The sequence below is a fragment of the Thiohalophilus sp. genome (genome assembly GCF_034522235.1).
Classification (GTDB): Bacteria; Pseudomonadota; Gammaproteobacteria; order UBA6429; family Thiohalophilaceae; genus Thiohalophilus.
This window is the reverse complement of the sequence record NZ_JAXHLN010000002.1, coordinates 171,749-184,461: the sequence shown is the minus strand read 5'-3', so window position 1 is coordinate 184,461 and position 12,713 is coordinate 171,749. Positions and strand designations below refer to the sequence as shown.

14 protein-coding genes are annotated in these 12,713 nt (G+C 45.9%); 5 read left to right on the top strand and 9 right to left on the bottom strand.

Translation table 11 applies throughout. From position 1 onward, the window contains the following. Window positions 1-41 precede the first annotated feature (41 nt). The 9 genes from U5J94_RS01030 to U5J94_RS00990 all read right to left on the bottom strand — a co-directional run bounded on the left by U5J94_RS01030 (window position 42) and on the right by U5J94_RS00990 (window position 7,402). Window positions 42-848 carry a cobalamin-binding protein gene (locus U5J94_RS01030; protein ID WP_322563793.1) on the bottom strand — a complete coding sequence of 269 codons (807 nt, stop codon included), beginning with the start codon at window positions 846-848 and terminating at the stop codon, window positions 42-44. A 4-nt stretch (window positions 849-852) separates the two neighbouring features. Continuing rightward, complete coding sequence (locus U5J94_RS01025; RefSeq protein WP_322563792.1) at window positions 853-1,083, bottom strand: cysteine-rich CWC family protein; 231 nt, start codon at window positions 1,081-1,083, stop codon at window positions 853-855. Between the two features lie 159 nt (window positions 1,084-1,242). Further along, the gene (locus U5J94_RS01020; RefSeq protein ID WP_322563791.1) at window positions 1,243-1,809 is read right to left on the bottom strand and encodes a hypothetical protein; all 567 of its coding nucleotides are present in this window, start codon (window positions 1,807-1,809) and stop codon (window positions 1,243-1,245) included. Between the two features lie 294 nt (window positions 1,810-2,103). Continuing rightward, entirely contained in the window at window positions 2,104-2,757 is a 654-nt protein-coding gene (locus U5J94_RS01015; protein WP_322563790.1) for a hypothetical protein, read from the bottom strand. A gap of 218 nt (window positions 2,758-2,975) precedes the next feature. After that, on the bottom strand, window positions 2,976-4,205 hold the full coding sequence (locus U5J94_RS01010) for an IS256 family transposase (protein WP_322563789.1): 1,230 nt from the start codon (window positions 4,203-4,205) through the stop codon (window positions 2,976-2,978). 230 nt (window positions 4,206-4,435) lie between these two features. Beyond that, on the bottom strand, window positions 4,436-5,320 hold the full coding sequence (locus tag U5J94_RS01005) for a hypothetical protein (protein ID WP_322563788.1): 885 nt from the start codon (window positions 5,318-5,320) through the stop codon (window positions 4,436-4,438). A gap of 271 nt (window positions 5,321-5,591) precedes the next feature. After that, window positions 5,592-5,828 carry a hypothetical protein gene (locus tag U5J94_RS01000; RefSeq protein ID WP_322563787.1) on the bottom strand — a complete coding sequence of 79 codons (237 nt, stop codon included), beginning with the start codon at window positions 5,826-5,828 and terminating at the stop codon, window positions 5,592-5,594. Between the two features lie 116 nt (window positions 5,829-5,944). Beyond that, the gene (locus U5J94_RS00995; RefSeq protein WP_322563786.1) at window positions 5,945-6,769 is read right to left on the bottom strand and encodes a restriction endonuclease; all 825 of its coding nucleotides are present in this window, start codon (window positions 6,767-6,769) and stop codon (window positions 5,945-5,947) included. Between the two features lie 333 nt (window positions 6,770-7,102). Further along, entirely contained in the window at window positions 7,103-7,402 is a 300-nt protein-coding gene (locus U5J94_RS00990; RefSeq protein WP_322563785.1) for a hypothetical protein, read from the bottom strand. Between the two features lie 1,307 nt (window positions 7,403-8,709). Here U5J94_RS00990 and U5J94_RS00985 point away from each other — a divergent pair. The 5 genes from U5J94_RS00985 to U5J94_RS00965 all read left to right on the top strand — a co-directional run bounded on the left by U5J94_RS00985 (window position 8,710) and on the right by U5J94_RS00965 (window position 12,601). Next, the gene (locus U5J94_RS00985) at window positions 8,710-8,922 is read left to right on the top strand and encodes a hypothetical protein (protein WP_322563784.1); all 213 of its coding nucleotides are present in this window, start codon (window positions 8,710-8,712) and stop codon (window positions 8,920-8,922) included. 155 nt (window positions 8,923-9,077) lie between these two features. Then, window positions 9,078-9,968 carry a DUF5677 domain-containing protein gene (locus U5J94_RS00980; protein ID WP_322563783.1) on the top strand — a complete coding sequence of 297 codons (891 nt, stop codon included), beginning with the start codon at window positions 9,078-9,080 and terminating at the stop codon, window positions 9,966-9,968. 71 nt (window positions 9,969-10,039) lie between these two features. Next, window positions 10,040-10,924 (top strand): phage exclusion protein Lit family protein, encoded by an 885-nt coding sequence (locus tag U5J94_RS00975; protein ID WP_322563782.1) that lies wholly within the window; start codon window positions 10,040-10,042, stop codon window positions 10,922-10,924. A gap of 96 nt (window positions 10,925-11,020) precedes the next feature. Next, window positions 11,021-11,296 carry a hypothetical protein gene (locus U5J94_RS00970; RefSeq protein WP_322563781.1) on the top strand — a complete coding sequence of 92 codons (276 nt, stop codon included), beginning with the start codon at window positions 11,021-11,023 and terminating at the stop codon, window positions 11,294-11,296. Between the two features lie 636 nt (window positions 11,297-11,932). Next, window positions 11,933-12,601, top strand: coding sequence for a hypothetical protein (locus U5J94_RS00965; protein ID WP_322563780.1), 669 nt, complete (start codon window positions 11,933-11,935; stop codon window positions 12,599-12,601). The last annotated feature ends 112 nt before the right edge of the window (window positions 12,602-12,713 follow it).

Here is a 12,713-nt window from a genome sequence, read left to right as displayed (position 1 = left end):
TCTCCGTCGCCCGGCTCAAGCAGCAACGCGACGGATCCGGGTCAGACGACTGAATGCGCGTCCCGCTGCTGAATGATCGCCACCAGCTGCGCCAGGCCATCACTCAACGCCGCCGGACCCGGCTGTAATATCAGGGGGGATTTGATTTCATATAACCGGTTGTCCCGCACCGCCGGGATCCGATCCCAGCCGGGGCGTTCAGCCACCGTGGCCGGCTGAAACTTCTTGCCGCACCAGGAGCCAATGATGATCTCCGGGGCCCGTTCGATGACCTCATTGGCATCGGCGATGATGCGCCGCTTCGCATCGGGATGCTGCGCCCGATCGGCACAAACGTCCTCGCCGCCGGCGATACCGATCAACTCCGACACCCAGCGGATGCCCGAGATCATCGGATCGTCCCACTCCTCGAAATAGACCCGCGGGCGACGCGACAACGTGGCGGCCTGTTCCCGGGCCTGCTCGATATTGGCGTTCAATTCCGCAACCAACGCCTGTGCCTTGTTTGCGGCACCGACCAGGTTGCCCAGTAACAGGATGTTATCCAGGATTTCATCCACCGACCGCTGGTTGGTGATCAGCACCTGCACGCCCTCGCGGATCAGTCCGGCGGCAATGTCCGCCTGCAGATCGGAAAAGCCCACCACCAGATCCGGTTCCAGCGCCAGGATCTTGTCCAGCTTCGCCGTGGTAAACGCCGCGACCTTCGGCTTTTCCTTGCGCGCCTCGGGCGGGCGCACCGTAAACCCCGAAATCCCCACGATCCGCCCCTGCTCGCCCAGCCGATACAGGATCTCCGTCGGCTCTTCGGTCAGGCAGACGATCCGCTGCGGCAATTTGCCCGGCATGGTGTTAAGACTTGCTCAACGCGCGGATCTTGCGCGCGTGCTGCAGTTCGTTGTATTCCGACCGCACTTCCAGCAGACAGCGGCTGCACAGACAATCCTCGTACTGCTCGGAGATATACTCCAGCTGCTCGCTACTCAGCACCACCGTCTGGCACTGGCAAAGCATGATCGAGCCGGATTTGCATTCAAAAACGGTCTGACACCGCGCGCACTGTTTGGATTCGTGTTTTGGCATACCTCACCTGACAACTTGCCGGATGCGCCATGGCCGGCGCACCCGTTTAAAAATAGAGCCTTCCCTGGCCATGCGGCTGTTTTTATTATTCCCGCAACTCTCCCGTTGAGCACTGATGAACGAGTTAAATTCCCGTTTTTACTTCAAACCTGTATCTTGTCAGCGAGCACCGGATTCAGCATCCCCGCTCTCAATAATTGGTGCGTTGATATCCAGCTCCCAGCGCGTCTCGACCAGTTCGCGCCGGCCGGTGAAACGAAACCGGATGCGTTCCCCGTCAAAACGGTACCCCTGCAAGCGCGCCTGTTCGGCAAAATGGCCGTTGAGCGTACTTGCCCGATTCTGCTGGTGAATACCCTGGATCATGAGCGCGTAGCTGTACAAATCCTGATCCGACGCAAAACCCGCTCCGCGGTACTGCAACTCCAGCGTGGCATAGGGATACCCGTCCCACTTGCGAGAGTCCGGGCTGCCCTTGTTCATCAACACCATCAACGCACTCCCACGGCCGATCCGGCGCTTCTCATCATCGCTCAGGCGCGTCGGCAACAGATAAATGATCAACTTGTCCAGCCGCTCATCCACCACCGCCAGCGAATCGACAACCGGCATCCGCGCCCCGGCCTTGTCGATAAACCCCTGCGCCGCAACACCAGCACCGGCGAACGACCCCACCAGCAGCGCCAGCACAACGCGCATCATCTTTCCCCGTTTCAATAACAGCATGTCAAACACCCCGCTGTATCACAAAATTAAAACCGTCCCTGGCACGTGCGGATTCTTGTTTTTGTTACCGCAACTCTCCCGTTGAGCACTGATAAAAACGATGTTCTCCGGCATTTTCATTAAACAGGCATTTTTAACCCAAAAATGGGGCCTCTAAGCCTTTATAAAGGCGAAAAACCCGAGGAGTTTTCCACTAAATCAATACCTTACCTTGGTCCGACCCCGCCATAATTAAGCCAGGAACTTTCTCACTAAATCAAGACCTTACCTTGATCCGACCCCGACATGTGGAACTCATCCTTTATAATCTTTGATAAACTCAAATGCTGGATAGCTACCATTTTCTTTAATCTCAACATCTGGAACCTCAGAATAATTTCCTCTTGCAATAAACCTCAAACTCTTGGGAACCTCAAAATACTGATCAAATTCCAGGACATCCAGAATTGCATGAGAGCGATTCTTTATATTTCGAAAATAGTGCTTCAAGCTATTTTTCTGTGCCCTAACAGTCACATTATTTAATGTAACCGTATTAACGTTTTTAGGTGACCATCTCATTGATAGATTTCTTTCTATTTCTCTTAAATTTAACTCTATATCCACTATAGTATCGTGCGACATCTTGCGATGTCCCTTATGAAAATATTCGATAAATTCATATATTTCATTAGAATTAGTTTCAACTTTTGCGGCTAGTTCCTCGTCAACAGAGAAGTCGCCTTTCGATGCCTTCGGATATATTCGCCTATGGCAACTCCTTTTCTTTTCGATTAACATCTCTGTTTGATCAATGTTTGTTTCAATATATTTCTCGAATTCTTCTATATGCTTATAATAATTTGAAAATATATTTTGCTGATTATTTGATAGTATTTGCGCCTTAGTTTGCTCTGATCTATGGTTAGCCGCCAACAAGGCAACAATAGGTATAATTAATGCTGCCATACCTAATGGGACCTTGTATATAGAAACAAAATTATTAAAGCCTTGATAATCGAATCTTAATGTTAAGTCACTATTGATCGTTATTATTACTGCAAAACACAATGACAATAGTATGAAACTTATAATGGTAACCCACAGCACAGGGAGCTTCAGGAAGCTTTTATGAGGATCGAATGAAAATAAATAGAGACTGTAAATAATTCTGTGTAACTGCCCGCTTAGAACTGCTCCGGCATTCTGTCCGGGAATTCAATCATAAAGCGATTGAGCGCGTTCTTCCAATGGTGAATGGGCATGGTCCATTTTTTCGATGCCGCCTGGATGGCCAGGTAGACGACCTTGAGGGCGGATTCATCGTTAGGGAAAACCTTGCGATTTTTGACCGCCTTGCGGATCACGCTGTTCAGTGATTCGATGGCGTTGGTCGTGTAGATCACCCGACGGATGTCATCCGGATAGTCGAACAGGGTAATCAGGTTGGGCCAGTGTCGCCGCCAGCTGGCACTGATCGACGGGAACTGATCATCCCAGCGAGCCGCAAAGGCGTCGAGCTCCTGCTCGGCTTCGGCCACCGTCAGGGAGGTGTAGATCTTTTTCAAATCCGCGGCGACCGCCTTGCGCTGTTTCCAGGCCACGAACTTCAGCGAGTTGCGCACCATGTGGACGATACACAGCTGGATTTTTGTTTTGGGGTAGACGGTATTGATCGCCTCGGGGAAGCCGGTCAGACCGTCCACGGCGGCGATAAAGATATCCCGGACACCCCGCTGCTGGAGTTCGGTCAACACGGACAACCAGAACTTAGCCCCCTCGTTCTCATTGAGCCAGAGCCCCAGCAGTTCTTTCTGGCCGTCCAGGTTGATACCCAGCGCCAGATAGATGGCCTTGTTGCTGACCCGCTTGTCCTGGCGGATCTTGATGTGGATGCAGTCCAGATAGACGATGGGATAGATCTCGTCCAGCGGTCGGCACTGCCACTGCTGCACTTCCTCAATCACCTGCGCGGTGACCTGGGAGATGAGCGTAGGGGAAACCTCGACGCCGTAGAGCTCTAGTAGCATGGCAACGATATCGCGGGTACTCATGCCCCGACTGTAGAGCGCCAGGATTTTATCGTTGAACATCGGCAGACGCGTCTGCCCCTTGGGAATAATGAGCGGCTCAAACTCGCCGTTACGGTCTCGAGGCACATCGAGGGTCAGTGCGCCCTGTTCGCCTTTGAGGGTTTTGGCGCTATACCCGTTACGGCTGTTGCCGGTGTTGTGGCCGGCTGTGGCGTGCTTGGGATAGCCGAGATGGTCAGTCATCTCGCCTTCGAGCATGGCCTCAAAGGCTTTTTGCTGAAGCTGCTGGGTCAATGCGGCAAGCTGTTCTGGCGTTTTGACTGCCTTGACCAGTTCTTCAAGCTGCGGGTCGAGATCGGTTTTGGTTTTTGTTCTTCTGCTCATGTGTCTTCTCCTTTATTATCAAGGGTATGGGACTTTGAGCAGTTACACAATTTAATTTACAGTCTCAATAAATACTTAATATTCATTTATTAGAAATAGTCTTTGTCTGTATTATCTTAGTTAATAAAAGCCATCCGTGGCGATGCGGATATTATTTTTATTCCCACAACTCTCCCGTTGAGCACTGAATGAAACTGGTTAAAATTAAATCCCTCCGACACCATTCCCTATCATGCATAATTGCTAATTTTTGAAAGGTATAAAATTCCACTTTCAACTCTTTCTTTAATTGCAACTAATTTTTCAAACTCGTATTTTCCAACCTCGCCATGTGTCCCATCATTGAAAACACGAAAGAGCTGAAGAACATTCTTCATATCTTCATCGACAAAATCCACAGCTTCATCGCTTACAATTCCAGCATTTACTAAAATGTACTTAATTTTCCATCTTCTCGTTGGAGCACCATTTTCAGTTTTATCGCATTCTGGAAAACGTGCAAGAACCACACTATCCGGAGCATGATGATTGAGAATTTGAATAAATATTTCTCTTGCACTTGTGCAAAAATGTCGTGATGCATCAGGATTTCTTGGGCTCAGGGAAAATAGAGCCCCCTTCCAGCGATTATCAAGATCGTCAGATATCTGAATAAGTTCGATAGTAATAGTAGTATTCGAAAGTCCATCTTCATTAAAATCCGAATTCTCTTGGTCGTCATTCTCTAAAGCATTCGAAACGGCAAGGCTATTAGCATTCTCTTTCTCTGATAGATCAAGAAACTCATTACCAAATTCATAATTTTCAAAATCACGCTCTTTCGCTTCAAGATTTTGGTATGTACTATTAAGAGAAAGGGTTGATGTTCGTAACACTTCATATCGTATAGTTGTGCGAGAACTAAATTTATTTAACTCAGTAATCATTTTTTGGCGATATGCCCGAACTCGGGCGTTATACCTTCTTACTTCATTATTATAATTATTGACAGCGCGACGAACGTTTTGATTGTGCTTCCGCACGGCTTGGTTGTACTTATTTACAGCCTGCCTTTGCTTGTTTTGCTGCTGCCTAAGCTTGGTGCGAATCTGTGAAGACGAAATCTTCCTAGCCATTACTCTTATCCTATTACATTAAACTAGCGCCCAACGGGGTCAGGTCATGTCTTTTGACTTCTGAAAGTCAAAAGGCAAGACCTGACCCTAGTAACTTTGTAGACCTCACGTTTAGCACTGAATAAAACTTTTCAATCGAGTCTAACTCTATTGGTCCCCTTATTAGCACGCTTGCGAATTCATAAAAGCCTTCCGTGGCGATGCGGATTATTGCTTTTATTACCGCAACTCTCCCGTTGAGCACTGAATGAAACTGGTTAAAATTAAATCCCTACGTCCCCTTTTTAATGAGATACACATTAAACTCTTTTATTTTTGCAGGACCTAATCCTTTATTGATAAGCAAAGTCTTTACTTCTAATCTTGAATTAGCAGTATTTTTTTCATCAAAAATTACCAAATGCGGCATAACCGATAACTTGTTATGTTTGACTAAGAAAACAACATTCATAATCGCAATTAAGACTGCAATAAAAGCAATCATTGATTCCCCACTTACATATTCCATATAACTCACCTGTTATAAAAAGCCTTCCGTGGCGATGCGGATTATTATTTTTAGCCCGCAACTCTCCCGTAGAGCACTGATAAAACTATTCCAATCGAGTCTGAGCCTATTGGCCCTTAATTAAAAATTGGATGGAGATCCGAATTTTGAACTATGGAGAGTATTTTTTCTCGAGTAGCCCAATTTGAATGTGTGTTGTAGTGAGATAACTCTAGTGCTGAATAGAAGTTTTGAGCATTATAAAGTTGGATCGGAAGGCCTCTTTCTGCATATAACCGAGCTGTCCGCTTACATCCTGCCTGATAATCAGAAGTTGTGACAAAAACACCTCGGGAATAACCATGAAGGTATAAAGCTCCTGCAAAGGCACGGATCTGCTCAACTTCAATCTTACTTTTATACCTTTTTACTTGAACACCAACTAAATCAGATCCATCTGTCATTACTGCGTCAATACCTCCGTCGCCTGAATATGCAGTAACTACAACATTCTGATCAAGATTTCGGAATACGCTTGCCACCACATTCTCGAAAACCTTCGGGTTGACCACAAAACGGTCACCAAACTTTCCTATCAGGTACTGTCGTATCTCTGCCAATGGTTCATTAATATCATTGAGGCTCAACTCTTTTAAGCTACCAATTCCACCGTATAAAAATACCATGCGCTCTAGCTCATCATCCCACATCTGCTTGTCAGAATGAGCCTGTGAAACTGACCACCAACCACAATTAGGGCATAGCTGCAATTCAGTTAGCACCTCATAATTGTCATCACCCAAATAATCTTCTGGCAAATCAATAAGAGGAACATTACAGAAGATACACGACTCTGATAGTAAAACTTGGCTGCTAACTAACCGACTAATATCATTGTAAGCCCAGTTATTCTGATAAGGTATTGTATGAAGCATTTCGGTTAAAAAGGCGTTTCCATTCACTTAGTTAAGAGCAAGCGAGGGAGTCATGGGCAAGGCGCAGTGCTTCCCGAAAAGCGCAGCGTATAAATCAATACGTGAGCATTTTCGGGAAGTGCTGCAACGTGTAGGTTTAACCATAAAGTGATAATCGCCTCCACTTAAAATCAATGACTTACGCCTTGCTTAGCTCCCATAAATTGCAAATTTATTAACTGATATGTTGCAAATATCACATGGAATATAGCGATAAATTGCAAATATCCGTTATCCAGGCCACCATAATATTAAGTTGCTGATATCACTACTATTATTACACCATGTGAATGTCAACCTGAACACTCTACCGATCGCCTACTATTCTGAATATGAGTCAAGATCTGAATCCGTTGCATTACTTAATACCAGTTCAGCTTGACTAACTATCTCCCTCAACCGTTCTTCACTGACTTGAAAGCTGCCTTCAAATGTATCGGTCTGCTCAGATTGCCGAATAATTGACATCATCTCTTCATACAGCGTTGTGTCTAAGAGATACCCAATAATCTTACCGTCGTCTGAACTAACTGCTACTGCCTGGTCTGTAAAGCACTCTTCAGGGGCCTTACGTAATTCATCAATCGGTATGACTTTGTCTGGTACGAGCGATCGCATCATTCACTCTACTTGTTAAAGAACGGTACTTCCTATCCTATTCATATGAATCATGACCAGAAACACGTATATTCTATGTGTGTACTAAAATCTGTGTATACACTGATATATATTGTTAGGCTCAGCTGAACTTAGTGCCAATATACCTCACAAATAGTCTGCCATATCACTATATCTTGTGCAAACAGCACGCTTCCTACACAAAATATAGATATTAGTTACTAACTGTAGTCAGAATAATTAAAAAATAAAGCTTCTGTAGGAAATTTTATCGTCCAGGAAAAAACCTATTCGTGCTTAGCCACAGAATTGGGGCACTTCTGGCCGGCTTAGGCAATGACGATAGTGGGATTTGGAGGGTGCCGAGGCCGGCGATCAGGGGGGTAAGCTCGGTGGAGCGGGATCAAGAAGTGAATCTTAATAATGGCAGGAACGTGCAGCAGCTGGGCTTAAGATTCTTCAGGCGGATTATCCACATAATTAGTGTTATTACTACGCCATTCAAAGATACACTCGCCTGCTGATCGTGGAACCAAAGCACATGACCAGAAATATCATATTTTTGTGATACATAATTTTATATATATAGCACCTAAAAATAATCAGGTTTTGTTAGCATAATATGACTATCACAAATGACGGCAAACGACCCGAAGCGGTCATCGCGAGAAAGTGGTCGGCGATAAATAGTAATGCAAGTACTTCTCGTTTATCACCGATCCCATTTACTCGAAGGGCGAGCTACAGGGATGTGGCAAGACAATCCAGTCTTTAAAATAAAGAATCGCCCTTCGGCACTCCCGTCATTCCGGGCAAGCCGGAGGCGCGACCCGGAATCCAGTCTGTCCAGGAGGTTCGCCCTGCGGGCGCCCTTGATCTTGAAAGCGGGCTCTCGCGCCCGCGCGGCGAGTTCATTTCGTTGTAACGCGACAACGAAACGAACCAAAGGAAACGCGCCCGAAAGACGCCGCCGGTTCCCTGCGCTTCTCGCTCCGGTCGGGCTCGCCAGACGGCACATCCGTGTGCCGACTGGCGAGTGCGCGCGTCCATGCGCGCACCCTTCGGGCTGTTCCTCCTTCCACTGCGATGCTCGGCGGCGTCTGACGGGATCAAAAACAGACTGGATGAGGTAGGGGAAACCCTGATGTCTCGACAAAATGATTCCCTGCCAACCTCGAAAAGCCCCTTCCTCCCTGCTACGATTATGGGTAATTTCTGTAATATCAGGACCCGGGTCCGGAATAGACAGAATCTGTCTATATCCTGGAAAAGGCAGATTCTGTCTAAATCACTGTTAGGCATAAAACTTAATGAAACAATTCGATATTAGGCCAGGCGTTGGAGTAGGGCCAGTTAATTTAGGTATGAACAGAAATGAAGTTTTATCTGTTATGGGCCCAGTAGAATTTTCTAATGAGGAAAGTGATGCTTTCCTGTCAGGGTTCCGGGTTGATTACGACTCAAATAACAAAGTTGAGTTAATAGAACTAGCAGAATCAAATAAATATGAGGCATTGCTGTAGCTATTGCTATAGATGGTTACTTTAATGACCCATTATACGGCTAAAATATTGCCTAACCAGAACATCCGGCGGATAGCCAAAAACGTCGCGATTTTTGCAAAAGCAAAAATACGCGCCCCTTTTGCCTTCCGCTGATGTTAACGTTAGATTCAATAATGGAAGCAATGAACATCCCATTACCGCCTGAATTCTCTGATGAACTACTTCTGGAGTGTCAAGATGGTGGCGACTACCGTCCTGTCATGTTCGAGTGGTACAAATACGTTGGTCACTTAGCAAATTATTTTTCATGTATTTCTTTGGCTTCACCCTCCATTCGGGACATGAATCCAATTTATCACTCAGTATTGATTGGGCTTCTTAATAGATGCTCGAGGCTTATGTTGTCTAATGTAACTCTCTCTCATGAGGGGCTATATGGGGAAACCACATCTATCATTGATCGTTGTGTTTTTGAATCAGCTATAAAATTGAATTGGATGTGCTCAAACCCCACAGATGATTATTTCAATAGATTTATTGCTGAAGGCCTTAAAACAGAAATAGAGCTTAAACAAAAAATCGAAGAGAACATTAGAGCTGGTGGTGGAAAAGTAATGGCTATAGAGGAACGAATGTTAAACTCTATAGATAATTATTTTACAAAGTCAGGATTAACTGAGGAATTCATTAATCAGTCTGGAAAACTTCCCAATCTCGCACAAATGATCGAGAGAATCGGGCACGATAGGTTAGCTTATGTTGTAGGCCAAAGGATTGGATCGCACCACGTACATGGAACATGGGTAAGTCTATGGTACCACTATCTAGACGAGACTGATGGCGTTATTGGTCCACGCGATCACAATTGCCCAACGCATATCAACCAATACTTTTATGTGCCATTGGTAGTCCTTGATGCAATTAATGCGTATTTTCAATATTTGATTGTTGAACAACAAGAAAGAGATGAAATGGTAGGAGTAATTGACGCTATATCAGATGAAATTACTACATTATTTCATGAAATATCTACCTCTGATAGAGAGGTTGTAAATGGAATCTAACCATAGGCTACAGTTGACGTTCGCTATCTCTCGCCCCACTGAGCCAAGTCGTTAGGCGATAAGGAATGGCTATGTCACCAATTCGAGCTCTGGATGAAGATTTGATCGATTCAGTGGCGAGAATCGCTCCTGAAAAAGCTGATACGCTTAAGAAATTTCGTATCGAACACGATCCATGTGCTGTATTTACGAATGACCAAAAATTTAGTTTTAGGGTTAATACAGAGTCAAAAGAAATTAAGCTGCCAACAGCGGCACTGGAGTACTTGTGGTGTGCGTGTTACGCATTTTACGTAGCGTACCAAGAATACAGTACCGCGAATCAGGGCTCTGCTAGCGAATTTGATCTTAACAGAAATGAAAGATCAAGAGGGGCGCTTTCCTTGTATAAATGGGGCATGGAGAAGTTGCAACAGAGTCCTCTCAAAGAGTGGCCTAGTGATAAAGCCAAGCCAGACGTGGATGCAACCATTAACGAAGATGTAAGAGTTGCGAATGAGCTATATCTATGTGCCGCAGCCTGGATAATTCACCATGAATTTGCGCACATAAATCATGGTCATAAAAATGAACCCATCAACAATGAAGAATCGCGCGAACAAGAAACAGAAGCAGATAATTCAGCAACGAAATGGGTTCTTGCAGACGTTGCCGATGAATCCGTTCTAAAGAAAAGAGGTCTTGGGGTAGCAATAGCAACTCTCGTGCTAACAGCCCAAGATATTTTGGCTGGTGAGTTCAAAGAAACAACACATCCCAGATCGTTCCAAAGACTTTACTATGCAATCTGCCCATATTTTCAAGATCCCGATCACCTTGTGTATGCCTTTAGTACTGTGATATGTCATATTAACATGGCAATGAGTGGCATGGAGATCGTTACGAATGACGATGAAACTTGGAAGGAAAACTTAGAAACATGTTTAGTTCAGTTCAGTCGCCTAACAAGGCCATAAACTCGGACGCATTTTTCGTTCGCTGCGCTCGCTACAAATGCGCCGGTTATGGCTGGCGTTAGAACGAGGAAACAAATGTCACGACCGAGGTCGAAAATGAAGGTCAAGCCAACCGAACGGCTGAGCGACGGAAAAAAGTGGCTGAAAAATGGGATTCCAGTCAACCCTCTGACCGACGCATACATGAAACGGTATGGCGTAGAACGGTGGATGGCTCAAGAGGAACTGATGATCCTCGGCTATAAGTACACGGTCCAAGAGGAAAATTATGACCGAGAAGGGATCGAGTGGGAGTACATGTATGACCCACTCGCGGATGAATTGAAGCCCGTACCGAAGGGAACTGAAGAGCATGAACTTCATCTTTTCTAGGTACGGCGTGGCTGATTCGATGAATTGTGCTAACAAGCCGGTGAACCCGACGCAGGAAAGGCATGCGGCGCGGGTTCCGGTAGCGTTGAATGGCCGCATTTAGCCGGTAAGCGATCACACGCTTTGCCGCTTACCGGCCAAGGAATTGCTGTCCAGGGCTAGATTGAATAGGGCCAGTTCTCTCACCTTGTAGCCTACTGAAGGCGGATACGGATTGCCGAGATTTCACGGATTTTCAGTGGCGGCTTCAGGCCAACTAATCTACCCTTGTTCCAGGGTCCAGCGTAATGTGGAAACTCGGTACGGTAGGTCATGGTCGGTTCTCCCGGTGGTGACAGGATCACCAAGTATGCGACAAATTCTGATGGGCGCTGACCGACCCAAAGCAGTCATCAGGAGTTGCTGGACACCATTATGCTCCGTCTATCTTTTGACAAATCTGCCTGCATCAGGGAAAACCCCAATATCTCGACAAAACGGTGCATTGCCAACCTCGAAAAGCCACTGCATCCCTGCTACGATTATGGGTAATGTCTGTAATATCAGGACCCGGCTCCGGGATAGGCAGACATCTTTCTAACACAGTAAAAGACAGACGTCTGTTTAACTAGCTGTGAGAGCACAAGGTATCAAACCATGGAAGATGATGAAATTGAAGTGCCATCAAAGTCTCCTGGAGATGTAGCTCACTCAATAGCAAAGGCCGGATTATCGGCGGTTCCAGTAATTGGCGGGCCTGCTGCTGAGCTATTTCAAAATGTCGTTCAACCTCCACTTGAGAAACGGCGTGGTGAATGGATGGCTAAAGTTGGGGAAAAACTACAGGAACTGGAAAAAAATGGCCTAAATCTGGAAGACCTTAAAGAAAATGAACAGTTTATTTCTGCTGCAATGTATGCTTCTCATCTAGCACTAAGAACACATCAAGAAGAAAAAATAGCGGCTCTGCGAAATGCTGTTGTAAATATCGCTACTGACCAGGCGCCCGAAGAAGCACTACAACATATATTTCTAGATTTCATTGATTCTCTAACAGAGGTGCACCTCCGTATATTGAAACTATTCCAAGAACCAACGCCGCCGCCAAATATAAGTATGGGTGGCCTCAGTAGTGTTTTGGAGCACAATATACCGGAAATGCGTAACCGTCGCGATCTTTATGACCAGTTTTGGAGGGATCTGTATTCTAGGGGCTTAGTGAATACTGATGGGTTGCATCTAACTATGACCGGCAATGGCCTTGGACAGAAGCGCACTACAGCCATGGGCGACTCATTTCTTAGATTTATTTCGGAGTCTGAATAATGTGCTCTAACAACCAACTCAACCAGGACGTGAACCTCCCCCGATAAAGTAGACACCAAAAAGCGGCGCGGCTGGGCTTTAAGTTATGCACCATAGAATTGAGCAAGAACGT